Annotated in this window: 21 protein-coding genes; 4 read left to right on the top strand and 17 right to left on the bottom strand. The window is 39.9% G+C overall.

The genetic code is table 11. The annotated features are described in order from the left end of the window. Window positions 1-102: 102 nt before the first annotated feature. The gene (locus E7303_RS02710; protein WP_292143723.1) at window positions 103-375 is read right to left on the bottom strand and encodes a hypothetical protein; all 273 of its coding nucleotides are present in this window, start codon (window positions 373-375) and stop codon (window positions 103-105) included. 102 nt (window positions 376-477) lie between these two features. After that, window positions 478-1,176, bottom strand: a complete 699-nt coding sequence (locus E7303_RS02715) for a YggS family pyridoxal phosphate-dependent enzyme (protein ID WP_292143724.1) — start codon at window positions 1,174-1,176, stop codon at window positions 478-480. A gap of 125 nt (window positions 1,177-1,301) precedes the next feature. On the opposite strand from E7303_RS02715, the gene E7303_RS02720 reads away from it, so the two are divergent. After that, window positions 1,302-2,183, top strand: a complete 882-nt coding sequence (locus tag E7303_RS02720) for a PilZ domain-containing protein (RefSeq protein WP_292143725.1) — start codon at window positions 1,302-1,304, stop codon at window positions 2,181-2,183. Window positions 2,184-2,246: 63 nt separating this feature from the next. Here the strand turns inward: E7303_RS02720 and rho are convergent, their stop codons facing one another. The 5 genes from rho to E7303_RS02745 form a co-directional block, all read right to left on the bottom strand. Beyond that, window positions 2,247-3,761 carry a transcription termination factor Rho gene (gene rho / locus E7303_RS02725; protein ID WP_292143726.1) on the bottom strand — a complete coding sequence of 505 codons (1,515 nt, stop codon included), beginning with the start codon at window positions 3,759-3,761 and terminating at the stop codon, window positions 2,247-2,249. A gap of 259 nt (window positions 3,762-4,020) precedes the next feature. Continuing rightward, window positions 4,021-4,902: a protease modulator HflC gene (gene hflC / locus E7303_RS02730; RefSeq protein WP_292143727.1), complete on the bottom strand. Its 882-nt coding sequence runs from the start codon at window positions 4,900-4,902 to the stop codon at window positions 4,021-4,023. Between the two features lie 14 nt (window positions 4,903-4,916). After that, a complete protein-coding gene (hflK, locus tag E7303_RS02735; RefSeq protein ID WP_292143728.1) occupies window positions 4,917-5,849 on the bottom strand; it encodes an FtsH protease activity modulator HflK in 933 nt (310 codons plus the stop codon). Window positions 5,850-5,950: 101 nt separating this feature from the next. Further along, entirely contained in the window at window positions 5,951-7,300 is a 1,350-nt protein-coding gene (locus E7303_RS02740) for an NCS2 family permease (RefSeq protein ID WP_330601606.1), read from the bottom strand. A gap of 56 nt (window positions 7,301-7,356) precedes the next feature. Continuing rightward, window positions 7,357-7,989, bottom strand: a complete 633-nt coding sequence (locus tag E7303_RS02745; RefSeq protein WP_292143729.1) for a CPBP family intramembrane glutamic endopeptidase — start codon at window positions 7,987-7,989, stop codon at window positions 7,357-7,359. Window positions 7,990-8,145: 156 nt separating this feature from the next. Here E7303_RS02745 and E7303_RS02750 point away from each other — a divergent pair, with 156 nt between their 5' ends. Next, window positions 8,146-10,164, top strand: coding sequence for an ABC-F family ATP-binding cassette domain-containing protein (locus tag E7303_RS02750; protein WP_292143730.1), 2,019 nt, complete (start codon window positions 8,146-8,148; stop codon window positions 10,162-10,164). Window positions 10,165-10,209: 45 nt separating this feature from the next. Here E7303_RS02750 and E7303_RS02755 read toward each other — a convergent pair whose 3' ends face one another. The 9 genes from E7303_RS02755 to E7303_RS02795 all read right to left on the bottom strand — a co-directional run bounded on the left by E7303_RS02755 (window position 10,210) and on the right by E7303_RS02795 (window position 19,978). Continuing rightward, complete coding sequence (locus E7303_RS02755; RefSeq protein ID WP_292143731.1) at window positions 10,210-10,761, bottom strand: flavin reductase family protein; 552 nt, start codon at window positions 10,759-10,761, stop codon at window positions 10,210-10,212. A 22-nt stretch (window positions 10,762-10,783) separates the two neighbouring features. After that, entirely contained in the window at window positions 10,784-11,062 is a 279-nt protein-coding gene (locus E7303_RS02760) for a hypothetical protein (RefSeq protein WP_292143732.1), read from the bottom strand. 152 nt (window positions 11,063-11,214) lie between these two features. After that, complete coding sequence (locus E7303_RS02765) at window positions 11,215-12,420, bottom strand: NADP-dependent isocitrate dehydrogenase (RefSeq protein ID WP_292143733.1); 1,206 nt, start codon at window positions 12,418-12,420, stop codon at window positions 11,215-11,217. A gap of 29 nt (window positions 12,421-12,449) precedes the next feature. Continuing rightward, window positions 12,450-13,133 (bottom strand): GntR family transcriptional regulator, encoded by a 684-nt coding sequence (locus E7303_RS02770; RefSeq protein WP_022774889.1) that lies wholly within the window; start codon window positions 13,131-13,133, stop codon window positions 12,450-12,452. A 14-nt stretch (window positions 13,134-13,147) separates the two neighbouring features. Continuing rightward, entirely contained in the window at window positions 13,148-14,581 is a 1,434-nt protein-coding gene (locus tag E7303_RS02775) for a 2-isopropylmalate synthase (protein ID WP_292143734.1), read from the bottom strand. Window positions 14,582-14,695: 114 nt separating this feature from the next. Then, the gene (locus tag E7303_RS02780; RefSeq protein ID WP_292143735.1) at window positions 14,696-16,636 is read right to left on the bottom strand and encodes an EAL domain-containing protein; all 1,941 of its coding nucleotides are present in this window, start codon (window positions 16,634-16,636) and stop codon (window positions 14,696-14,698) included. Window positions 16,637-16,747: 111 nt separating this feature from the next. Continuing rightward, entirely contained in the window at window positions 16,748-17,584 is an 837-nt protein-coding gene (locus E7303_RS02785; RefSeq protein ID WP_022774893.1) for a carbohydrate ABC transporter permease, read from the bottom strand. 17 nt (window positions 17,585-17,601) lie between these two features. Next, window positions 17,602-18,525, bottom strand: a complete 924-nt coding sequence (locus E7303_RS02790; RefSeq protein WP_292143736.1) for a carbohydrate ABC transporter permease — start codon at window positions 18,523-18,525, stop codon at window positions 17,602-17,604. A 79-nt stretch (window positions 18,526-18,604) separates the two neighbouring features. Further along, the gene (locus E7303_RS02795; protein ID WP_292143737.1) at window positions 18,605-19,978 is read right to left on the bottom strand and encodes an ABC transporter substrate-binding protein; all 1,374 of its coding nucleotides are present in this window, start codon (window positions 19,976-19,978) and stop codon (window positions 18,605-18,607) included. Window positions 19,979-20,156: 178 nt separating this feature from the next. Between E7303_RS02795 and E7303_RS02800 the strand changes: the two genes are divergently transcribed. Then, complete coding sequence (locus tag E7303_RS02800; protein WP_292143738.1) at window positions 20,157-21,887, top strand: sensor histidine kinase; 1,731 nt, start codon at window positions 20,157-20,159, stop codon at window positions 21,885-21,887. Between the two features lie 19 nt (window positions 21,888-21,906). Next, a complete protein-coding gene (locus tag E7303_RS02805) occupies window positions 21,907-23,199 on the top strand; it encodes a response regulator (RefSeq protein WP_292143739.1) in 1,293 nt (430 codons plus the stop codon). A 53-nt stretch (window positions 23,200-23,252) separates the two neighbouring features. Here the strand turns inward: E7303_RS02805 and E7303_RS02810 are convergent, their stop codons facing one another. Further along, on the bottom strand, window positions 23,253-25,343 hold the full coding sequence (locus tag E7303_RS02810; RefSeq protein WP_292143740.1) for an elongation factor G: 2,091 nt from the start codon (window positions 25,341-25,343) through the stop codon (window positions 23,253-23,255). Window positions 25,344-25,469 lie beyond the last annotated feature (126 nt).

A 25,469-nucleotide genomic window follows, 5' to 3' on the forward strand; every position in this document is an offset into this window, starting at 1 on the left:
AAAACCTCCGCCACACTTGTGCAATTGAATGAATTTTATCACGATTCTTTTTGCTTGTGACCAAAATTCATTCGATTTTATATATTGTTTATAATTTGGGGTTCACGCTCCTCCGGCAATAGCCTTAAGCGCATCAAATTCAGACTCGTAAACGCCTCCCATGGCCTCAAGATCTTCCCAGGAGTACCATGCTCCGCTAAGCTGAACACCTTTGATAGAGATATCGGTAGCAATGACCATGAATGGCTTATGATTAACAACAATATATGCTGTTCTGTTAAGCCCGAAAGGAGTAACAAAAATATGCCCCGTTTCGATCAGATGATTAATCTGATCTATTGTGTAATTCTTATTTAATGGAGTCGTTTTTAGCATATATCTCGCCCTCAAAAATCGAATTGCTCCCTCAAAAAGAAAGAGTCAAATAGTATAAAAACATTATACTATCTGGCTCTTTTAGTGTAAATTCGTTTATATTTATTTAATATTTGAATAATCTCTTTCTCCAAAAATGCCGGTTCCCACACGTACAAATGTTGCGCCTTCCTCGATAGCGACCTGGTAATCTCCCGTCATTCCCATGGATAAAGTGTCCATTTTAACGCCCTGAATATTTGCTGCATTTATCTTATCTTTCAGCTCTCTAAGGCCTTTGAAATAGACTCTGTTGCTCTCCGGATCATCGGTATAAGGGGCAATGGTCATAAGCCCTCTTATCTTTAGATGTTCAAGACTGCTGATAGTCTTAACAAAGCCCATCACCTCATCCGGTGCAAGTCCAAACTTTGTTTCCTCACCGGCCATATTAACCTCTATAAGCACATCTGCCACAATACCTGCTTTTGCAAACTGCTTTTCTATCTCAAGAGCCAGCTTTTCATTGTCCACAGAATGGATCATCTTAACTATCCCCGGCAGATATTTAACCTTATTGGCCTGAAGGTGACCAATCATATGCCAGTCCACATCCTCTGTGATCACTTCGTGCTTATCCCTGATCTCCTGGACCTTATTCTCACCAAAAACCCTTATTCCGCAGTCCATGGCCTGTCTGATATCGCTTACAGGCTTTGTCTTACTGACTGCAATGAGAGTAACTTCACTTCTGTCTCTCCCGGCTTTTTCGCATGCCTCACAGATTTTTTTCTCTACAAATTCAAGATTATCCTTGATCATGATCATATCCCCATTTAGTAATCAAACGTTTTTCCGCTTTATTTTTTCTGGGGCTTATTATATCATAATTCTAGGGGATACGAATACATATACTATATGAAAACGTAACATGAGGGGTTACCAAAATGAATGTCAATGACATTGCAAATGGTTCTGAAATCAAAATCTATGCAGCGATCGGCGGTCATAGTATTGTCCTTATGACAGAGGCAATATTCGGAGTATCCGCTGGTCTCCTTGTAAAGCCAATGGAGTACTTTGGCAAATACATGCAGTTCCTTGAACCATCGCAGGTCCAGGTTCTCAACAAGCGCGATGGCCGCATCTACAGGTTCATGTCCACAACTATCACTCCCGTAAAAACAAGATATGGATATTTTCATCTTATAAGAGCATCTTCAAAGCTCGAGCCTGAGAACTCCAGAAAAGCTGAAAGGTTCTACATTGAAAAGCTCGGCCTTATGTCCATAAATGGAAATAATCTAGATTTAAAGAACTGTCTCGTTCATGACATTTCGCTCAGAGGCCTGTCCCTTGTTCTTGATAAAAACACCAGCCTAAAGCCCGGAGATCACTTAAATGTCATGTTCAGACACGGTGCCACACTTCATAACTATGAGATCAGCACTGTGGTAGTCAGGAACTTTGAAATTCAGGGCAAAAAAGCTGTAGGCTGCAGCATATCCAACTTAAATGTTGATCTTATTGGTCTTCTATCCGAAAAGAGGAATGAGAAATACAGCGCATCAGCAGAGTTGCCGGAGATCAATCTTAATCCTGAGATATCACAGGCTCAGCAGATCCAGGAAGTTGAAGAAGACCTTGCAAAAGATATATCACCATCAGAGAAAAAATCTCTCAATATTACTTCAAACGGAACCAATCCTCTTGATCCGGCAAACCTGGAGCACATTACAGATAAATCTCTTCGTCAGAAGAAAAAGGAAGAAAAGATGGCCCAGCAGGCAAGGGATATTGAAAATCTCCTCGATCTGCGTGATATCTGAACTTATTAGGAAATATCATCATAAAGAAAAGCCCATGGTCGCGTGACATGGGCTTTATATTTTTTAATAACGGATTTGCTTTTCAACCATGCGAACAAATTCTACATTGTTCCTTGTCTTTGAGAAGAGGTTGATACACTGGTCAACTGCATCGTCGGCCTTCATACCATTGAATCCCTTTCTCAGGCTGTTGATAGCTGCAAGCTCCTCTTTTGAAAGAAGAAGGTCTTCTCTTCTTGTGCTTGACTTCGGAATATTGATAGCAGGGAAGATTCTCTTTTCCTGAAGCTTTCTGTCGAGAACCATTTCCATGTTACCTGTTCCCTTGAATTCCTCGTAGATAACATCATCCATCTTGGAACCTGTCTCTATAAGAGCTGTTGCAAGGATTGTAAGGCTTCCGCCCTCTCTCATATTTCTGGCAGCACCAAAGAACTTTTTAGGCATATGAAGAGCTGCCGGATCAAGACCACCTGAAAGAGTTCTTCCTGATGGTGGAACTACGATGTTATAAGCTCTTGTAAGACGAGTGATGGAATCAAGGAGGATAACAACATCCTTGCCGTGCTCAACAAGACGCTTTGCTCTCTCCATAACCATTTCTGCAACTCTCTTATGATGCTCAGGAAGCTCGTCAAATGTTGAATAGATAACTTCTACATTTGAACCCTCAATTGATTCCTTAATATCTGTAACTTCCTCAGGACGCTCATCAATAAGAAGGATAAGAAGGTGCATATCAGGACTGTTCTTTAAGACTGATTTTGCAACATCTTTAAGGAGTGTTGTCTTACCAGCCTTAGGAGGTGATACGATCATACCTCTCTGTCCCTTACCGATTGGGCATATAAGGTCCATAATTCTCATAGCAACAGAAGAACCTGGCTGTTCAAGCTTAATTCTTGAATTAGGGAAAATAGGTGTCATGTTCTCAAAGTTCCATCTTCCCATAGCAACTTCAGGCTTGTATCCATTTACTGAATCAAGAACTGCAAGTGCTGCAAACTTATCAGATTCTTTTTTCTCTCTGCATCTGCCCTTAAGGATGTCTCCGGTTTTCAGATTAAACTTCCTGATTACGCTTGGTGCAACATATACGTCATTCTCACCGGGCAGATAGTTCTCACATCTGATAAAGCCATAGCCATCCTGCATAACTTCAAGGATTCCATCTGCAGGATCACCATCTGCAACAGGAGCCTCGGCAGGTGCTGCTGATGTTTCTTCCTTCTTTGGCTCAGCTTTAGAACTTTCAGTCTGCTCGTCTCTTTTTATTGTCTTAACCACAATGTTTTTCTTATGAACTCCGCCTTTTTCATGGTTCTGACTCTTCTCAGCAGGAGCCTCAGACTTTTCTGACTTTTCTGTTTTTTCAGTCTTCTCTGCTTTTGCAGACTTTGTAGCCTTTGCTGGCTTTTCTTCCTTGTGTTCAGGCTTCTTACCTGATTCTTTTTCATCCATCTCGCACATAAGATCAATGATCTCTGACTTTTTCATGGATGACGCACCTTTAATACCTCTGGTCTTTGCAATTTCCCTTAGATCACTAAGTTTTAAAGTTTCGTATTTTTCTCTCAAATTAACTCCATTCCGTGCACAAAGCACTAATCAAACAATACCTATATCCTATAACCAACAATTGTTAACGTGGGATCTTCGAACGATGTACGTCGAATAGACGAATTATGTCCAATAAGAAATAACTTAATACTGTAAGCTATCGTTACGTCACAAATACATTACAACATACTAAAAAGAAAATCAACTAGTTTTTTTGATTTTTTATCATTTAAAAAAGCTCCCTGTACAAAAATGTACAGAGAGCTAAAAAAATTATTTAATTAAAATTTCCGTAAAGGATCTTTGCAAGTTCTGAGTTTTTATCAAGTACCAGTGTCTTGTCTCCTGTAAGTGATCCCTTAAGAGCATCAAGACCTCTGATATAGCTATAGAACTCAGCTTTATCCTCTGTGTCATAGGCTTTAGAGAGGGTCTCCATATATGCTGCCTCTCCTTCTGCCTCAAGAACCGCTGCATCTTTTTCAGCCTGAGCCTTTATGATGGCAACCTGCTTATCAGTTTCATTCTGGATTTTCTGGGCTTCAGCATTACCCTGAGCTGTGTAAGAAGCTGCTATATTGTTTCTCTCAGAGATCATTCTATCATATACAGCCTGCTTGTTATCATCAGGAAGGTCCAAGGCCTTAATCTGAGCCTGAACAATTGAAATTCCATAACCGGCCATATCAGAATTGGCTTCTGATGTAATGAGCTGTGTAAGCATCTCACCTCTTGCCTCAATAACCTCATCCTGTGTCATGGATGAAATTGCATTCTTTGTTGCGTTATATACAGAAGCCTCAATTCGTTCCTCTGCTCTTGCCTCAATAGCATTAAGTGTCTGAACAAACTTAAGAGGTTCTGCAACCTTCCACAGTACATATGTGTCTGTTATCATTGACTTTTTGTCCTTTGTGATAACATCTGACTGAGGAATATCATATAAAATAACCTTTGCTGAAATTGACTGGGTGCTGTCAATAAAAGGTGTCTTGAAATGAAGACCGGGATCCTGCGCTATAGCGATGATCTTTCCAAATCTTCTTACTGTAACATATTCATTCTGATGTACTACGTATGTTGATGATCCCACAAGAACCGCTGCAAGGAGAACAACAACAATGATCACATAACCTAAAATACCTTTTTTCTCGTTCATTGTCTCAATCCTCCTTAACCATTAAAACTGTCTAGCGGAAGCATCTGCTGAGTATTTCCATCTGTGATGATAACCTTCAGATCAGGAAGAAGTTCTTCCATTGTCTCGTAGAAAAGTCTTTTCTTTGTAATGTATGGCTGAAGCTTATACTGTTCATACATCTCATTGAATCTGGCAACCTGACCTTCAGCTTCTGCTATTCTTGCCTGCTTGGCAGCTTCTGCGTCCTGAAGAATCTTATCAGCTGCTGCTTCTGCCTTAGGAAGCTCCTCGCTCTGATACTTTTTAGCATTGTTTACAGCTGTCTCTTTTCCCTGCTTAGCTGTTTCAACAGACTTAAATGCCTGAACGATCTCCTCTGTCGGAGGCTCAGCGTCCTGAACAGAGATATTAACAACAGTCATACCAATATTCTTTTCAGCAAGCTCTGTTGTAAGTCTCTCTTTTACCTCTGCCTGGATCTGTCCCTTTGCAGTTGTGATAACGTCATCTACAGGATAGTTAACAACAGTATTTCTTATGCTTGCAAGCGCCATGTTCTTCATGATCATCTCAGGATCTTCGCTGTTGTAATATGCAGCTACAGGGTCGCTTACTTTATATTCCAAATAGAAATCGATATCTACAAAATTGAAATCTGAAGTTATCATAATGCCTTCATCATCAACAGTTATGTTCTGTCCATCCTTAAGAACATATCCGATACCAATACCATGAGTAGTCATATCTACCAAGTGTACCTGCTGAATATAAGGAATCTTAAAATACAAACCGGCAGTATCAACACGCACAACCTTACCAAACATAGTAAGGATTGCCTGCTCCTGCTCTTTTACAGAGTAGAAACTGCCATTTACTATTGTCAGCGCAAAAAGAGCCACGATTACTATGAGGACCACTTTAAGGCTGATCTTCTTTTTTACAAAGCCATTTTTATTTTTTCCCATTAATACTTTTCTCCAAATCCTCAAAAACACAACTAATGAAAAACGGCTGGCATACACGCAAGCACGCCAGCCATTTTTCATATATTCAATATTTCATTTAATTACTGGAAGTTTGCTACAAGGGCTACGATTCTAAGTGCAAAGAGAACGAATACTACCCACATGATTGGGCTGATATCTTTTGCTTTCTTAGTAACAACCTTAAGAATAACCCATGCAAGAACTGCAAACATGATACCTGTAGCGATTGAGTATGCAAGAGGCATCATAACTACTGCAAGGTAAGCACCTACTGAATCAGCGATGTCGCCATCAAACTTAACCTTTGCGATTGACATAAGCATAAGCATACCAACATAGATAAGTGCTGGAGCTGTTGCAAATGAAGGAATAGCAAGGAACAGTGGGCTAAGAACGATTGAAACAAGGAACATTACACCAGTTGTAAAAGCTGTAAGACCAGTTCTACCACCTGCTGCTACACCTGCACTTGACTCAACGAAACTTGTTACTGTTGATGTACCAAGTAATGCACCACATGTTGTACCTACAGCGTCAGCCATGAATACCTGACCAACTCTTGGAAGGTTACCATCCTTATCAAGAAGTCCTGCCTTATCAGCAACACCTACTACTGTTCCAACTGTGTCGAAAAGATCAACATAGAGGAAGCTGAATGTGATAGCACAGAACTGAATAAGGTGTGTTGCAGCCCAACCAAAGTTAAGCTTAAATGCTGTCTCAGAAATAGCGCCAAGCTGAAGTCCCTGTGAGAAATCTGGGAAGAGATTAGCTGCTGTGTAAACACCGGCTGCCTGAAGAATCATACCGATGATCCATGTAACAATGATTCCGATAAGAACACCGCCTGTTACATTGTAGTGTACAAGTGCTGCGATAATGATGAGTCCTACAAGTGCAAGAACCATATCAAGATCAGAAAAGCTTCCAAGTCCTACTACTGTTGCATCATTAGCAACAATAATGTGTGCATTCTGCATACCGATGAATGCTACGAAAAGACCGATACCTGCTGAAATACCAAACTTAAGATTCTGTGGGATGCTGTTGATGATCTGCTCACGGAATTTAAAGAATGAAAGAGCAATGAAGATAATACCTTCACAGAATACTGCTGTAAGAGCAATTGTGAAAGGATTCTCCTCTCCGGCAAGTTCACCAAGACATACTGTATATGCAAAGTAAGCATTAAGTCCAAGTCCTGCTGAAAGACCGATTGGGTAATTGGCAAAGAAAGCCATTACAAATGTTGCAATTGCAGAAGCAAGCGCAGTTGCAACGAATACGCCGTTTGCATTCATTACTGTGCCCAAAATGTTAGGGTTTACGGCAAGAATATATGCCATAGTAAGGAATGTAGTTAAGCCGGCAAGCACCTCCCTCTTTACGGTAGTGCCATGCTCATTGAGTTTGAAACACTTCTCCAACATACTTTTTTCCTCTCCTTTGAAAAACATTTATAAATTTGTTTATTAAACACCGGACATTATCTTTTTAAGATTCTGCCAACAGTGTAAAGAACCTCATATATATTGTCGTAAAACTCGAATAATACGTGAGCCATTACAGATATATAAATGTTCTTAGTAGCGATATATGCAATTGTAACCGGAAGAGCCATGATAGCCCATTCCAAAATCCCCAAAGGTCCATGAGCTCTTGTAAGAGCACAAAGGACTAAACTAAGTACAGCAAAAATGATAGTCTGCTTTTTATTATCAAATCTGATAAGAGCCTTTCTAAAGAAAAGTTCCTCTGCCACAGGCTTGATAACGATCATCATAAGCGCGTAAAAGAAGGTTGGAACCAGATCATTGTGAACTATTATACTTACAGCGCCTTCATCAATATGGAAAGAAAACTGTGAAGATATCAGCATTCTAAGTTTTCCTGCAAGTAAAAGACCTATAAAGGTAATTGCAACCGGAACCCAGAATCCTAATACTCTGCCAAAGTTCTTATAAAGTTTTCTGAAGGAAAACTGTTTGTATATAAAATAAAAGTATGTAAGTAATCCAAAATAGAATGCAAAGAATAAATGAAAAGCCTGCTTGGGCCAGATTATTGTAGCAACTACAAAAACAATTTCCCATGCAAGAGGTATATATATTCGTTTCAAGGCAAACTCCTTTAAACAATCAAAAAAATCAATTCATATTATATATATAGCTCATTGCAAGGTCAATCATATTTATCCAATAATTGTAAGTTTTGTAAGTTTTTACTTATCATGCTAAAATGTTTTGGCATAGCATTTTAACATGGAGTAAGAACAATGATTTTATCAGTACATAATTTGTGTAAGTCCTTTGACGGAAAAGATATTTTAAATGGTGCGTCTTTTCATATAGAGAATAATGAAAAAGCTGCTATTGTAGGAATAAACGGTGCAGGCAAGACCACACTTATCAAAATGATAATCGGTCAGCTCTCTCCCGACGATGGCGAAGTTACTTTTTCCAAAGATACAACCTGGGGTTACCTTGCTCAGAACCAGAACATAACCTCTGATAATACTATTCTCGATGAGCTTACAGAGGTAAAAAGAGACATCATAAACCTTGAGCAGGAAATCAGAGATGCTGAAGAGGCAATGAAGCACACTACAGGTGATGACCTTACAAAGCTCATGGAAAAGTATACTCAGATGCATGAGAAATTCCAGAGAGAATCAGGTTATGCCTGGAAAAGTGAAGTTCTCGGTGTTGCCAAGGGCCTTGGCTTTATTCAGGAAGAGTTCGATAAAAAGATATCTACTCTCTCCGGTGGTCAGAAAACAAGAGTCGCTCTTGGAAAACTTCTTTTACAAAAGCCTGACCTCATCATCCTGGATGAGCCTACCAACCACCTTGATATGAATTCTATCAGATGGCTTGAGAACTATCTCTTAAACTACAAGGGTGCAGTACTTATCGTCTCCCACGACAGATACTTCCTCGATAAGATCGCAGGTAAGATCATCGAAGTTGAAAATACAAAAGTTAGTTCTTTTACCGGCAACTACAGCACCTACGCAGTAAAGAAAGAACAGGTGCGCGCCGCTGAGCTTGCAGCATATGTCAAACAGCAGCAGGAAATCAAGCATCAGGAAGAAGTCATCACCAAATTAAAGAGCTTCAACAGAGAAAAATCCATCAAGCGTGCGGAAAGCCGCGAAAAGATGCTTGATAAGATTGAGGTACTTGATAAGCCAACTACTATCGATGACAAAATGAAGATCTCACTTAAGCCGTCCAGCGAAAGTGCCAAGGACGTTCTTACAGTTACAGGTATTTCCAAGTCATTTGGCAGTGAACAGCTCTTTTCCAACATCAGCTTTGAGATCAAAAAGGGTGAGCATGTGGCTATCATCGGAGACAACGGAACCGGTAAGACAACCATGCTTAAAATGATAAACGGCATAGAATCCCTTGATTCAGGAAAAATAGAGCTTGGTGTAAAAGTTAAAATTGGCTACTACGATCAGGAACATCACGTTCTTCATGATGAAAAGACTCTATTCGAAGAGATATCAGATGCTTATCCTACTTTGAATAATACAGAAATACGCAACACTCTCGCTGCTTTTCTTTTTACAGGAGACGACGTATTTAAGAGGATCGGCGATCTGTCAGGTGGTGAAAAGGGCAGAGTTTCTCTAGCAAAGCTCATGCTTTCTGACGCAAACTTCCTTATCCTCGATGAGCCTACAAACCACCTTGATATAACAAGTAAGGAAATTCTTGAAAGCGCGATATCAGGCTATGAAGGAACTGTCCTCTATGTAAGCCACGACAGATATTTTATCAATAAAACAGCCACAAGGATTCTTGACCTTACACATGGCCAGGTAGTCAATTACATAGGTAACTATGATTATTACATGGAGCATGCGGATGAACAGAATTCCAGACTCTTTGGAGAAACTTCTTCCAATGACGGAAGCAGCCTTGGATCCGGAAGCTTTAAATATTCTGCTTCCCAGCCAGATGGTGTTTCTTCAAACGCAGCAGCTTCTGCATCTTCATTAAATGGCACCTCTACTGCTTCAACTCAGAGTTCTTCAAATGGCGCTATGGACTGGAAAGCCCAGAAAGAAGCTCAGGCTCAAAAGCGTAAACAGGAAGCTGCACTCAAAAAATGTGAGGAAGAAATTGCCAAGTTAGAAGCCCGCGATGGTGAAATAAACGAACTTCTCGCTGATCCATCAGTCGGAACAGACCTTGCCAAACTCAGAAAACTCTCAGACGAGCAGACTGAAATTCAGGATAAACTTGCTGCTCTCTATGATGAATGGGAAACATTATCAGAATGAGAAAAATAGCACTGATCCCCTATAGGAAATCAGTGCTATATTTTTTTATTTAAGCTGCGCCCCGTCTTTGAATGCGTTTCCAACTTTTTCACCAATGCCATAATAAGCATTTGCAAATGGATCAAAGCTGATTGGTTTTACCTTTTTAACATCAACAGCTCCATCAGTAACTACGCTCTCATCTGCAGAAACATTTACAATCTCTCCGATAAGGATGCCATCATTAAAGCTCTTTACCTTGCACTCAAGAGCAACAGGTAGTTCATCTATAAGAGGCGCATCAACAAAATCACTCTTGGTTGCATGGAATCCAGCCTTATCAAACTTATCAGGAACCTTTCTTCCTGATTCAATTCCAACATAATCACAGGCAATCACCTGATCTTCAGTAGCAAGGCTCACTGTGAAAGCGCCTCTTTTAGCCAGATTGTCAGTAGTCTTATGTTCAGACAGACTGATCGTAATTTCCTTAAAATCTGTCGTGATGCCCCAAGCTGCATTCATGGCATTAGGTACACCATTCTCATCATAAGTCGCAATGATAAGAACCGGCTGCGGATACATAAGTGGTTTTGCGCCAAAATTTACTCTGCTCATTTGATTCCTCCTTTGATATACCTCACATTAAAAGTGTTTTTAACATTTCCATTGCTTTTTCATAGGATTCTTTCATCTTCTGCGGGCTATTTACACTCATGCCCTTCTCTCTTGCTTTATTAGCCAAGCCTTCGTCGTCACTTATGAATAATGTATCCTCTTCACCCGCTGATATTATGCTTTCAGCCTCATCGAAAGTTACCCTTTTTACAGTAGCGTTATGCCTTTCCTTAAGCATAGAAACCTGTTTTGCAAGGATCTCATCTTCTTCGCCCATCAGACATATGATTATATTCTTCATAGCTCGCGTTTCTTTCTTATACTTAGTTCTGCGTATATCTAGTTATATTTAATATAGCATATCAAATTAGGAAGAAATTTACTATGTTATAAAAAAGCTTTCGCACCAAATAATCAGTGCGAAAGCCTCTCTATTATCATGATATTCAATTATCAGTTCTTCTCAAATTCCTCTGCAATTGCATCAAGGAATTCTTCGCTGCCGAGTTTTACTGGATTTGGAAGTGATGTGATAAGTGCAAGGTCTCCTGTCATGCGGCCGGACTCGATAACTGAAAGAGTTGCTCTTTCCATCTTGTCAGCCCAATCGCAAAGAGCTTTGATTCCATCAAGCTCTCCTCTCTTTCTGAGAGCACCTGTCCAGGCAAAGATTGTTGCTACAGGGTTTGTAGATGTAGGCTCGCCCTTGAGGTACTTGTAGTAGTGGCGCTGCACTGTTCCATGAGCTGCCTCATACTCATAAACACCGGTTGGAGATACAAGAACTGAAGTCATCATGGCAAGTGAACCGAATGCTGATGAAACCATATCGCTCATTACATCGCCATCATAGTTCTTGCAGGCCCAGATAAATCCGCCCTTTGACTTCATAACACGGGCTACAGCATCATCTATAAGTGTATAGAAGTATGTTATTCCTGCCTTTTCAAATTCAGCTTTGAACTCATTCTCATAGACTTCATCGAAGATCTCTCTGAACCTTCTGTCGTAGGTCTTACTGATAGTATCCTTTGTTCCAAGCCAGAGTTCCTTCTTCTCAGAAAGTGCATATTTAAAGCATGCTCTTGCAAAGCTCATGATTGATGAATCCTTATTATGGATTCCCTGAATGATACCAGGCTCGTCAAACTCATGAATTGTTTCTCTTACTTCTTTCCCGTCAGCTCCTGTGAATACAAGCTCAGCCTTTCCAGGGCCTGGAACTCTTATCTCAACATTCTTATAAACATCGCCATATGCGTGACGGGCAAGTGTAATTGGTTCTACCCAGCTTCTTACGTTGGGCTCGATGCCCTTTACCATTATAGGTGTACGGAAAACTGTTCCATCAAGGATTGCCCTGATCGTTCCGTTAGGACTCTTCCACATTTTCTTAAGGTTATATTCCTTAACACGCTCGTTGTTAGGAGTAATGGTAGCGCATTTAACAGCAACTCCATATTTCAGAGTGGCATTGGCACTGTTAACTGTTACCTGATCATCAGTTTCATCTCTGTGCTTAAGGCCAAGATCGTAATACTCACTTTTTAGGTCAATATATGGCAAGATCAGCTTATCTTTGATCATCTGCCATAAAACTCTTGTCATCTCATCCCCATCCATCTCAACGATAGGAGTTGTCATTACAATTTTGCTCATATCCCATTTCTCCTTCAAGTCATTATTATTTACTGCTCGTAAAGCTCCAAAAGTCCCTTATCAAGCATATTTTCATAGGCATTGATCATATGCTGATTAGCAAGTTCTTCAGCCTTATCAGGGTTATTCTCTTTAATGGCTTCCATAATAAATTTATGCTCGACGTTTGAAACAGCGCCTCTGCTGCTTGAAAGAGTCTGCTGTCTTACTCTCCAAACGTACTGATGGTAGTCTTTTAAAAGATGCTCAAGCATCTTGGAATTACATGACTCATATAAAATATTGTGGAATCTGTTATCAAGCTCAGCCATCTGCTCCATGTGGCCTCTGGCAGCATGAAACTCTGCGAGATAGATATTCTCTTCCATCTCTTCAAGCTGCTCTTTTGTGATATTCTCACATGCCCATCTGGCGCATAACCCCTCAAGTTTGGATCTTATCATATAGATATCCTGGATATCCTTTACCTTGATGCCTGTGACATAAGCTCCTCTGTTAGGGATGATCTGAATAAGGCCTTCCAACTCAAGCTGTCTGAAAGCCTCTCTCACAGGTGTCCTGCTTACTCCAAGTTCCTGGCCAATCGCAACTTCTTTAAGTTCCTCATGGTCTTTGTATTTGCCATTTAGTATGTCTTCTCTTATGCGGTGAAAAACACGTCCTCTAAGAGAATACTTGTCTGTCACTTCCTGTTTTAAGTCTTGATTTTCCATGTTTCTCCTTTAGTTTATACAGCCCCTACTATCTCTCCCTCTTTTACTACGATACCTAGTTCTTTTGAAACTTTATCTATCTCACGAACAAGCTCGCTATCAGTCATAACCGTAACTCGTCCGTTTGCATACTCGTTATCAACCCACTCTTTTATCTTGGTTACAAGCGGTGATGTCTTTGAGAGGGCATGCTCCTGTTTTAATTTGTAATGAATATTGATCCAATGAGCAATTCCTGCAAGTCCTGAAGTATTGGAAACAGCGCTTACAGGAGGTCTCTTCAAGAATTTCTCTGTATCAAAGATATTATAGATCTCTTCATTCTTGAGAAGTCCGTCAGCATGAATACCTGCCCTTGTAACGTTAAAGTTCTTACCAACAAATGGTGTATTGGCAGGAACAGTAAATCCAATCTCTTTCTCATAGTACTCAGCAAGATCAGTAATTACTGTAGTATTCATACCATCCAAAGTGCCCTTAAGCTGGGCATATTCAAATACCATGGCCTCCAGTGGTGTGTTACCTGTTCTCTCACCAATTCCAAACAGTGAAGTATTAACAGATGAACAGCCATAAAGCCATGCAGTTGTAGAGTTTGTAACTGCTTTATAAAAATCGTTATGTCCGTGCCATTCGATGAGTTCGCTTGGAACACTGGCGTTTGTGTTGATCGCGTAGATGATTCCCTGAACGCTTCTGGGAATAACGGCACCTGAGAAGTTTACTCCATATCCCATAGTATCGCAAGCACGAATTTTAACCGGTATGCCGTATTCTTCTTTAAGCTTCATAAGTTCAATACAAAATGGAACAACAAAACCGTAAATATCTGCACGGGTAATGTCTTCCAAATGGCATCTCGGGCTTATCCCGGCTTCAAGGCAGGAACGGATGATACTAAGATAATGCTCAAGAGCCTGTTTTCTGGTCATTTTAAGTTTAAGGAAAATATGGTAGTCAGAACATGAAACAAGGATACCTGTTTCTTTCATACCAATTTCTTTTACAAGCTTAAAATCCTCTTCGCTTGCCCTTATCCAGCTGGTTACCTCTGGGTATCTGTAGCCCCTTTCCATACATTTAAGAGCTGCATCTCTATCGCTCTTACTATATAAAAAGAACTCACTCTGTCTGATAAGTCCGTTTGGTCCGCCCAGTTCATGGAGCATATCATATATCTTCACAATCTGTTCGGTAGTATATGGTGCTCTGGACTGCTGACCATCTCTGAAAGTTGTATCAGTTATCCATATTTCTTTTGGCATGTTATGGGGAACAATCCTGTCATTGAAAGGAATCTTAGGAATCTCCTCGTAAGGAAACATGTTTCTGAAGACGTTTGGTTTTTTTACATCGTCAAGAATATAAATATGCTCTTCGATCTTGAGCAGATTATTCTTGTCATTCATTGTTACAGGTCTATTTTGGAACGCTGATGTATCACTCATAAAAATAACCTCACCTTCTTGCAATGTATCTCTCGTATAATTGTATACAATCATACTATCCTTTATACATTGCTGTCAAGGTGAGGATTTAACGGCATTTGCCATTTATTATCATTAAAAGCCTGATTTTCTTGTAAAGTACTTTTTTATTTCCTCTATAGGAGTAGGCTTTGCATATAAATACCCCTGAATAAAATCAAACCCATGGTCCACGCTGTACTGATTCTGTGACTCGTCCTCTACGCCTTCGATCAGGGTAATGAATCCGTTTTTCTTAAATACTTCTATCATATAGCTTAAAATATCATTCATTCTGGTATCATCAAGCGACTTATACAAAAGTGTCTTATCAAACTTGATAGTCTTAAACGGACAATTCATAACTCTTTCAAGTGAAGAATAGCCTGTTCCAAAATCATCCAGATAAAACTGAATTCCTTCACTTGTAAGATTCTCCATATTCTTTTTGGCTGTTTCATAATCATCAAACATAGCTGTTTCAGTAACTTCAAGTCTGATTTTTGCAGGTTCAATATCATATCTGTCTATTATCTCCAGAAAATCGGCATTCAGATTCTCCATCGATAATTCTTTTGACGAACAATTGATTGATATAGAGTCAAAATCATAGTATTCCATAAACTGACTGATAGATTTGCAAACTTTATTGAGAATTATACAGGTCAGCATATGTATAGCGCCACTCATCTCAGCAATCGGAATAAAAACATCCGGAGATACTATCCTATCTCCCACTTTAAGTCTCATCAGAGCTTCCGCAGACCGGAATGTACCTGTTTCAACGCTATAAATAGGCTGGGCATAAACAATTACCCTTTCATCATCCATATCTTCATGAAGACGTATATCCCTGATGGTGGTTGAAATATCATAGAATTGGTTGAAGTTATCATAATCGGCAGGTTTGGTTATGTAGAACTGACTGTTATTCTGATTAACATATTTTCTGCTGACAAACTCAAAGAATTGCCTTACTTTGAGCACTGTTTCAAACTCATCGTTAATTTCACCTGCAATCAAAGTATAATTAAATGGAACATCAAGCTCCACTCTTGCTTTATCCATTACTCCACGTATTTTCTGTATTGCACTTATGGCTTTTTTCTCATCTTCTTCCTGAAGAACATTTACAAATTTGCAGTCAGCCACCATATACATTCTAAGTTTGGGGCTAATTGCTTCAATATTTCTGCATACTTTAATCCCATAGTAATAAGCATCAGAATCAGCGCTCACAAAGCTCTCTACATCAGGCGTCTTAAGAATTACATAAGCAATATAGACTTTCTTTTTTTGCATGTTACTCTCTAAATAAGCCTCTAGAGCATGTACATTCTGGCTCCCTGATATTTCATCAAATGGAGTATTGTGAAACATTAGAAATCCCAACATAAATATAGGTGCATAAGTAATAGCGGAAAAAATAGAAAAACCTCTGGCAACATAGATCATCTGAAGGATCAAAACAATCAGATCAATAGGCGCAAAAAGACAGACTGCATGCCATGTCACCCTGCTTATATCTCTCCTGTTAAACATACTTGCGACAAGGCAAACGAAAGCACAAACGATTCCTGCACTCGTGTAAAGTCTGGTAAAGTGTCTTATATCTATGCCATCGATCATAAGTGTATATAGACCATATGACGCAATTTCAACAATGATTGCAACTATGTACACAGCTGAGTAAAAAACATACATGTACATAAATTCTTTTTTCTGGCTTCTCCTGACAATAGACATCATATTGACATATGCGAAGATAAAGAAAAGAATGCCATTATACACAATAAGAAAGGCTAAAAGCTGTATGATAAAAAGATTTCTGTGATAATATTTCCCGGGATTATTAGCTACTATGACAATCGAAATCTGGATGCATTCCGCAATTATAGAAAGAATATTTCCGTAAAAGATAAAATTACAGATATAAGTCCTCTTGGGCTTGATATAAAGCATAACAAAAAGAAGGAGCACTGACATAAAGAGCCCTGCCACTTCACCTATACAATTATATTCAACAAAAAATCCCATATCCATGCATTTATATTAGCACAAATGTAGTTTCTAAAGATTAAATTAGTATAAAAAAAATATACCTCATCCAAAACTTTTTGAATGAGATATATCTTTTAAATAAAACTATCAGCCCTTTACTGAACCTGTAGTGATTCCGGCAACAAAGTATTTCTGAAGCGAAATGAACACAATAAATACAGGTATAAGCGAAAGAACTGAAGCTGCCATGATTAGTCCATACTCAGCTGAGTACTGTGAAATAAACATTTTCAGTCCGATCTGAAGTGTTTTCTTGGACTCAGTTGTCAAATAAATGAGAGGTCCAAGGAAGTCATTCCAGGTATTAACAAAAGTAAAAATGATAAGTGTTGAAAGTGCAGGCTTTGAAAGAGGAAGCATGATCTTGGCGTATATTCCATACTCTGTCATTCCATCAATTCTTGCTGCTTCGCAAAGAGAATCAGGGATTCCCTCATAGAACTGTCTCATCATAAATACTCCAAATGCAGAAAAGGCCTGAAGTATGATAATTGCAAGGTGGGTATCCGCAAGTCCAAGGCTTCTCATGAACATGAACTGAGGAACCATATATACCTGCCAAGGTACAGCAATTGTAGCTACATATGCAAGGAACAGCACGTTGCGGCCCTTGAACTCAAGTTTTGCAAAAGCATATGCTGCAAAGCTTGAGGTAAGAAGCTGAAGGAAAGTAACTATTAGCGTCAGCTTTGCTGTGTTAAGCGTAAACTTTGCAAGAGGTATCTTTGTCCAGATATCAAGATAGTTCTGCCATCTTGGCTCCTTTGGAATCCACTCAAAAGGTATTACAAAAACGTCTTTGTTAAACTTAAGCGATGCTGATAACATCCATACGAAAGGCACTAACATTAAAAGTGCCAGGAGGATTAGCAGCACATAGACAATTGTCTGTCCGATAATTCTGTTTCTTCTTTTGCTTTTCACTTTTTCTATCCTCCCGATCAGTCATTAGCATAGTTCTTTTCACCCTTAAACTGGATAAGGGTAACAACGAGAACTATTGCAAAAAGAACCAGTGCTGATGCCGATGCTTTTCCAAGCTTCCAGTTTCTGAAAGCCTCTTCGTAGATATAGTAAACAAGTACCATTGCGCTCTTATTTACTACACCGTTAGAACCACCAGCCAACATGTATACGATGTCATAAACCTTAAAGCAGTTGATCGTCAGCATGATAGTTACAAAGAATGTAGTTGGTTTAAGCTGAGGAACAGTGATATGTCTGAATTTCTGCCAGGCGTTGGCTCCGTCAAGGGAAGCTGCCTCATAGAGGTCCTCACTGATACCCTGTAATCCGGCAAGATAGATTACCATATAATATCCCATGTTTTTCCATACGGAGAACATGATAATTGTCACCATTACAGTACTTGAAGATGCTGCCCATTTTAAAGGCTCAACATGAAGTACATTCATAAGGAACTGGTTAACAATTCCACCTTTTGCTGGTGTAAAGAGCATATTCCATACTGCTGCTACTGCAACCAGTGATGCTACATAAGGGAAGAATGTTACTGTCCTAAAGAAATTTCTTCCTTTAATTTTCTGATTTAATAAGATTGCAAGTCCAAGCGCTATCACAAGAGTGATGGGCACTGTAAACACGCTGTAAACGATTGTATTTTTTAATGATGCAAGGAATCTGTCATCCTTAAAGATCTCTACGAAATTCGAAAGACCTATGAATTTCATCTCATTGCTTCCATCCCACTCAGCAAATGACATGAGAAGTGCAAGTACTATTGGTCCCAATGTAAATATTGCAAACCCAAGAAAGTTCGGAGCGATAAAGGAATATGCTACAAGATTCCTTCTGCGCTGTCTTTTTTTCATATTTTTTTCCATAGCGGATAGCTGTGCTGCCATGTCTTTTTCCTCTTAAAAAGGCACTTGAACTCAAGCTGCCTTGAAATTCAAGTGCCGGTTATTTTTATCTAGCTAATAATTACTTTCCGATGATTGCAGAAACGCCTTCGTTCATAGCTGCGATAGCGTCATCAACGCTTACTTCTTCGTTCATGATAAGATCATGCTGTTCGTTAAGAACTGTCTCAATCTCAGATGACTTGTCATTTGCAGGCATCTCAAGATATGTGTGGCTTGGTACAAGAGCTTCCTTTGAAGCTTCATCTGTTGGGAAGCCATCCATTGAAGCGATAAGATCAACGATCTTGTCGTTTGTCATAGCTGGGATATTACCTGTTGAAGCCATAACTTCTGCACCCTTTTCACCACTTACGAACTTAACAAATTCCCAAGCCATATCCTTGTTAGGAGCTGATGTAGGAATTGCAAGAGCTGTGATTGTTGAAAGAGTTGAACCAGGCTCTACACCTTCTGCATGAGGATACTTAACCATACCCCAGTTAGTGCAATCTGTGTACTCACCATCTTTGATCTTCTGGATAAGTGTTGCGATGAACCATGTACCCATGTTCATTGTTGCTACGTTACCCTGAGCAAATGCTGCTGAGTAGTGAAGTCCCTGTGTCTTAAGTGTTGCATAATCCATGCAGACACCATCTTTCTGCTGTGCAAGAACCATCTCGTAGTAAGGCTTTGTGAAATCATAGTTGCCATCAACAATTGTGTTCTTTCCATCAAGAATACCATCAAGCTGGATTGTAGATCTCCATGTGTGGTAGTGAGCACCATAAACCTCAGCACCTGGAGTTGTGTCTGTTACGCTTCTTGCAAGCTTGTCATACTCTTCCCAAGTCATATCGTTTGTAGGATATGCAACGCCTGCTTTATCAAAGATATCCTTGTTGTAGTAAAGAACCCAGATATCTGAACGGAAAGGAAGTTCATAAAGACTTCCGTCGATTGTAACCTGATCTGTAACGCCGTTGTAAAGTGAAAGATCAACACCATCCTTTGAGATAAGGTCTCCTAATGGTTCAAGAACGCCCTTGTTAACAAGTGATACGTAACCTGGAACATCCTTAACTGTTACTACGTCAAAATCCGAACCAGACCCTGAAAGCTGTGTTCCAAGAACTGTGCTGTAATCTGTAGATCCAAGGTCTACCATCTCAACTGTTACATTTGGATGCTCAGCTGTGAAAGCATCAATAAGTGGCTGATAGTAAACTGTGCTTGATACATCCCAAAGTGCCCACTTAAGTGTTACAGGCTCATCAGATGTAGCCTCTGCTGTCTCTGTACTAGCTTCTGCAGCAGGTGCCTCTGTTGCTGCCGGTGTTTCTTCCTTTGCAGGTGCCTCAGCTTCAGGTGCCTGTGAAGCACTTCCGCATCCAACGATGCTTGCTGCGATCATTGAAACTGCAAGTAAAGAACTGATAATTCTCTTTTTCATTTTTTGCCTCCCTTTAAATAATTGCTACCCCATTGGCAGTTTTTTGTTTCTATAGAAATTGTAGCAAAGCCTCTTATTTCCAAGAATGTACATTCTTTAACACTTATTGGTAAAAAAATGCAATTTTTTTATATAAAATTGTATTTTCTTTATTTTTCCTCTGCTCTAATATATATCTATGCGTAAAAATAGTCATTCAATCAGATTAAAAATTGTCATATGGGCAGTGGGTCTGTCTCTTGTTCTTGCCTTATTTATAGCTACAACAAGTTACATTCTCTCCATGCGCTATTTAAAAGAAAATCAGCATCAATCAGCCCTGACCAACATCCATGTCCTTGGAAACAACATAGATTCCAACATCAATACAGTTATGACTTTTTCTAACTGGATATGCCTGGACAGCACTATCAATAACTACGTCCAGTCTGTAGCTGAGACCTATAACGAGGACAAGATTCTTGGCAGAAAGCTTTCCATGATGACCTGGAATCACTTAAACAATGAATTCAATATAGTCGGAGTCAGAAATTACGTTGACCGCGTAGTGATCTCCACTATTGATGGCAAAAATTTCCTGCAGGACATTGCAGGAGGCGGTGCATCAAGCAGCTCAAGCACACCTCAGATGATTATGGCTTCAAGTTTTTACGAGCCGCTAATTTCATCTCCATCCTTTAACTGGTATGGAATATGCACAAATCCAATGTCCAAAAGTGGCAACCCTCCTATTATTCCAATTATCAGAGCAATTTACAAGGCTGATTCCTCTGAAGTTCTGGGATGGGTCTATATGGACATCCCCGTTTCTGTGATAATAGATTCTCTGAAAAGCTTTGTCTTTGAAAATGATGATGCTCTGTATCTTACATTTACCGAAGGCGTGTCCTACCGCTATGATGGCAGGTCTTTTGTCAAAGACTCACTTCCGGCTGGTCTTGTAACCTACACTTTACCGGAAACCGGATGGAAGCTCTCATATCTGCCATCAGAAAGCGCCCTCAAAGCCCGAATGAAGCTGTATCTTGCACTGATCATACTTATATTTACGGTTATTCTTTTTGCAGGAATAATTCTTTCTCTTTCCCTGCACAGGATCATTACAAAGCCTGTATCCAAGCTAATCGACAGGCTTGATCAGATTGGACTGGGAGATTTTTCAAGGGATCCATCGATAGAATGGCCCAACGAACTTGGTGAGATTGGAATAGGAATCAACAGCCTCTCACAGAACGTCTCCGATCTTATGGAGAAAAGAATTTTAGATGAAAAGACAAAACACGACCTGGAATACCAGGTTCTGCAATCCCAGATAAATCCTCACTTTTTGTATAACACTTTAAATACAATAAAGTGGATGGCAACAATACAAGGGTCAGAAGGCATCGCAGACATGTCAACCGCCCTCTCCCGTCTTATGAAGAATATCGCAAAGGGAACTGAAAGCGTAATTTCTTTGAAGGATGAATTTGCCCTTTTAGATGACTATTTTACCATTATGAAATACAGGTATGGCGGGACCATTGAGCTGGAATATGAAACCGAGGATGAAGCTCTTTTGAAATGCAGAATAAACCGCTTCTCTCTCCAGCCAATCATTGAGAATTCCATATTCCACGGGATTGAGCCAAAGGGAAGCGCCGGAAAGATTGTAGTCCACACCTATAAAAATGACGATAAGCTTTTCATTGATGTCACTGATAACGGAGTCGGCATGACCAAAGAAACCATTGATGATGTCCTTAGCGGCAAGGCCAGGTCATCAAACGAGTTCTTTAGGCAGATTGGTGTCAGCAACGTAAATGAGAGAATCAAATATACCTTCGGTGAAGAATACGGAATGCATATAACAAGTGAAGTTGGCTCCTTTACAACGACCACACTTATTCTTCCACTTAAATACATGTAAAAGAAATCAGGAGTTTTTTATGTACCGAATACTAATAGTAGATGATGAACCCTTGGTGCAGATTGGTCTTAAGACCATGATTGCCAAGGACCATTCCGACAACTGTGAAATAATAGGAACTGCTTCAAACGGGCAGGAAGCCTGGGATATGATCTGCAGCGACACTCCGGACATTGTCATTGCAGATATAAGAATGCCTGTAATGACCGGCCTTGAGCTACTTGATAAGTGCCACAAAAAATATGGAAATACTCCTGCTTTTATCATTCTCACAGCCTACGAAGAATTTGAAATGGTTAGACAGGCTCTTGTATGCGAGGCTGTTGATTATCTTGTAAAAATAGAGCTGAATTCCGAAACTTTGACCTTCGCTCTAAATAAAGCTATTCAAAGAGTTGATGAATCAAATCCTGTAAGAAAGACTTCTATTCCAAGCGAAAGCTCTCTTGAGGACCTCAGGCAGAAGTTTTTGATAAAGCTGTTCAATCACCTTATCACCTCTGAAAGTGATCTTGCAAAAGAAACAAAAGCCCTTGACCTTAAGCTTGATTACAACAGGTATATTGTAGTGTATGGCGAGATAAAGACTCCATCTCCTTCGCTTACTGACTCATCAAGTGATGCTATTGGAATCTATTCATCAAGTATAGGTATGGCAAAAGAGATAATATCTCGTCACGCGCCTTGCCAGATAGTATCCATGGACCCCACGCACTTTGCTATCATTTTCCTTTTTAATGAGGAAAAGCCAATTGCTTCAATAATGGATCTGATCACTGAGGCACTTGAAAACGCCAGAACCATGATCACAAGCTACTTTAAGACAACACTTACCTTTGGTATAGGAAGCGCTGTGTCAACACCCCTTGACATAGCTGTTTCTTTTGACGAAGCAAAAACAGCCCAGTCCCAGTCTGATTCTGCCTCGCCAATAAGACTCTTTAGCCACATTGTTGGCAGCAACAGGCGCTCAGGAAAAGACAAACTTATTTTTACCATACAGCAGTACATAGATGGCAACTTAAACGGAAAGCTCCAGCTAAATGAAGTTGCTGAAGTTTTCGGACTATCTCCCGCCTACTTGTCAGTTCTTTTTAAGAAAACAACAGATACCGGTTTCTCCGAATATGTTTACACAAAAAAAATTGATAAGGCAAAAGAAATGCTCTTATCCGGTGACATGAAGATCTACGAAGTTGCGGATGCTTTAGGGTTTGAATCGGCATACTATTTTTCCAAGGTCTTTAAAAAAGTTGATGGCCACTCGCCAAGGGAATATATCCAAAACAAAAGTGAAGGCCAGTCCTTCTGATTAAAAAATGAGGATGAAGAAAAGCTCTTCATCCTCATTTAAATTAATCCTTATTATTCTTCTGAGTTTGCTGCAGCAACCTTGTCTGCTCTGTCGGCAACTTCTTTTGCCTGAACATCTGATGGTGCCTGCTCATATCTGTTAAACTCATACTCATATTCACCGCTTCCGCCTGTCATTGAACGAAGCTGTGTGTTATATCCAAAGAGCTCCATCATTGGAACTTCTGCTTCAATAACCTGCTTGCCTGTAAGAGAAGGATTCATGCCGAGCACTCTTCCTCTTCTCTTATTGAGGTCTCCCATTACATCACCGGTATATGAATCCGGAACTGTAACCTTAAGAGAAACAATAGGCTCAAGAAGTACAGGAGAAGCTTCCATGAAGCCTTTCTTGAATGCGCCTGATGCAGCTACTTTAAATGCCATTTCTGAAGAGTCTACCGGATGATATGATCCATCATAAAGAATTGCCTTAACGCCCACTACAGGATAAGCTGCAAGAGGTCCTCTCAATACTGACTCAGCAAGTCCCTTTTCAACTGCCGGGAAGTAGTTCTTTGGAACTGCACCACCAACAACTTCCTGCTCAAATACATATGGAGTAGTTGGATCTCCTGAAGGCTCAAAGCGCATCTTTACGTGTCCATACTGGCCATGACCACCTGTCTGCTTCTTATATTTGTACTCAACATCAGATTTCTTTCTGATTGTCTCTCTAAATGCAACCTTTGGCTTTGTAAGGTCGATTGCAACCTTATATACGTTCTGAAGCTTACTCTGGATAACTTCAAGATGCATATCGCCGATACCATAAAGAAGAGTCTGACGGTTTTCTGCATCATTGACTACTCTAAGTGTCTGATCCTCAGCAGCAAGCTTAGCAAGAGACTGAGAAATCTTATCAATATCTGCCTTATTCTGAGCGTGATATCTCATAGCTGTATATGGAGTTGAGATATCCATCTTGGCATACTGAATAGGATTAGCCTTTGTTGAAAGGGTATCTCCTGTTGCAATCTCAAGCTTCTGGAGTGCGCCAAGATCTCCTGCGTGAAGCTCAGGAACTTCAGTTGTCTTATTGCCCTGAAGTATATAGAGCTTACCAATCTTAACTTCAACATCCTTGCCTGCTACATACATAAGATCATCAGGCTTAATAACACCTGAACGAACCTTGATAAGTGAGTACTTACCAATAAATGGATCGATCATTGTCTTAAATACAAAGGCTGTCTTTGGCTTTGAGAAATCGAAATCTGCTTCGAAGATCTCGTTAGTATTTGTATTGATACCAGCCATCTTGCGGTTCTCAGGACTTGGCATATACTTAACGATATCATCAAGAAGAGTGTAAATGCCCTGACAGAGAGTACTTGAACCCATCTCAATAGGAACAATGCTTCCGTCACATACATTACCTCTAACAGCTGCTCTGATCTCAGCTTCTGAGAATGTATCACCATTAAAGTATCTCTCCATGAACTCTTCTGAAGTCTCAGCAACAGATTCAAGAAGTGTATCTCTAAAGAGCTTAAGGTTAGCCTGGTTGTATTCCGGAACCGGACACTCTACAACCTCTTTTCCTTCCCATCTAAAGCCCTTTTCCTGAATAACGTTTACATATCCAACAAACTTTTCATTCTCACGGATTGGCAGGTTGAATGGAGCCATTTTCTTCCCGTATTTATCAGTAAGATCCTGAACTACCTGTCTATAAGAAACATCATCGATATCCATGTCAGCTACAAAGAACATACGTGGAATCTTGTACTTTTCGCACATTTCCCATGCTTTCTCTGTTCCAACTTCGATACCAGCCTTACCTGAAACAACGATGATTGCTGCATCAGCAACACTGATAGCTTCCTCAACTTCACCTACAAAATCAAAGAATCCCGGAGTATCCAGAATATTGATCTTGTGACCATCCCACTCGAGAGGGATAGTTGAAGTACTGATTGAGAAGTGACGCTTCTGTTCTTCCTTATCGAAATCACTTAAAGTGTTTCCATCTTCTACCTTCCCCATCCTTGATGTAAGTCCGGCAAGATATCCCATAGCCTCTGCTAAAGTTGTTTTGCCAGCGCCACCATGTCCAAGCAGTACTACGTTTCTAATCTTGTCAGTTGTGTAAACGTTCATATCTTGTCCTCCAGTCGCATTATTTTGAGGAAATCCCAAAGCCTATTAACACTATTTATTTGTAGATGTGAAAAAAAATTGAATTCCCCCAAAAGATTTATAAGGATATTTTACTAAAAATAATGA

It is taken from the genome of Butyrivibrio sp. (assembly GCF_015056685.1).
GTDB lineage: Bacteria > Bacillota > Clostridia > Lachnospirales > Lachnospiraceae > Butyrivibrio.

Coding starts and splice junctions, on each gene's coding strand:
- E7303_RS02800 (WP_292143738.1), top strand. CDS start 20,157: ATGCGTAAAAATAGTCATTCAATCAGATTAAAAATTGTCATATGGGCA.
- E7303_RS02805 (WP_292143739.1), top strand. CDS start 21,907: ATGTACCGAATACTAATAGTAGATGATGAACCCTTGGTGCAGATTGGT.
- E7303_RS02770 (WP_022774889.1), bottom strand. CDS start 13,133: ATGGAAAATCAAGACTTAAAACAGGAAGTGACAGACAAGTATTCTCTT.
- E7303_RS02760 (WP_292143732.1), bottom strand. CDS start 11,062: ATGAAGAATATAATCATATGTCTGATGGGCGAAGAAGATGAGATCCTT.
- hflK (WP_292143728.1), bottom strand. CDS start 5,849: ATGGGAAAAAATAAAAATGGCTTTGTAAAAAAGAAGATCAGCCTTAAA.
- hflC (WP_292143727.1), bottom strand. CDS start 4,902: ATGAACGAGAAAAAAGGTATTTTAGGTTATGTGATCATTGTTGTTGTT.
- E7303_RS02715 (WP_292143724.1), bottom strand. CDS start 1,176: ATGATCAAGGATAATCTTGAATTTGTAGAGAAAAAAATCTGTGAGGCA.
- E7303_RS02810 (WP_292143740.1), bottom strand. CDS start 25,343: ATGAACGTTTACACAACTGACAAGATTAGAAACGTAGTACTGCTTGGA.
- E7303_RS02720 (WP_292143725.1), top strand. CDS start 1,302: ATGAATGTCAATGACATTGCAAATGGTTCTGAAATCAAAATCTATGCA.
- E7303_RS02795 (WP_292143737.1), bottom strand. CDS start 19,978: ATGAAAAAGAGAATTATCAGTTCTTTACTTGCAGTTTCAATGATCGCA.
- E7303_RS02765 (WP_292143733.1), bottom strand. CDS start 12,420: ATGAGCAAAATTGTAATGACAACTCCTATCGTTGAGATGGATGGGGAT.
- E7303_RS02775 (WP_292143734.1), bottom strand. CDS start 14,581: ATGAGTGATACATCAGCGTTCCAAAATAGACCTGTAACAATGAATGAC.
- E7303_RS02750 (WP_292143730.1), top strand. CDS start 8,146: ATGATTTTATCAGTACATAATTTGTGTAAGTCCTTTGACGGAAAAGAT.
- E7303_RS02740 (WP_330601606.1), bottom strand. CDS start 7,300: ATGTTGGAGAAGTGTTTCAAACTCAATGAGCATGGCACTACCGTAAAG.
- E7303_RS02780 (WP_292143735.1), bottom strand. CDS start 16,636: ATGGGATTTTTTGTTGAATATAATTGTATAGGTGAAGTGGCAGGGCTC.
- E7303_RS02710 (WP_292143723.1), bottom strand. CDS start 375: ATGCTAAAAACGACTCCATTAAATAAGAATTACACAATAGATCAGATT.
- E7303_RS02790 (WP_292143736.1), bottom strand. CDS start 18,525: ATGGCAGCACAGCTATCCGCTATGGAAAAAAATATGAAAAAAAGACAG.
- E7303_RS02755 (WP_292143731.1), bottom strand. CDS start 10,761: ATGAGCAGAGTAAATTTTGGCGCAAAACCACTTATGTATCCGCAGCCG.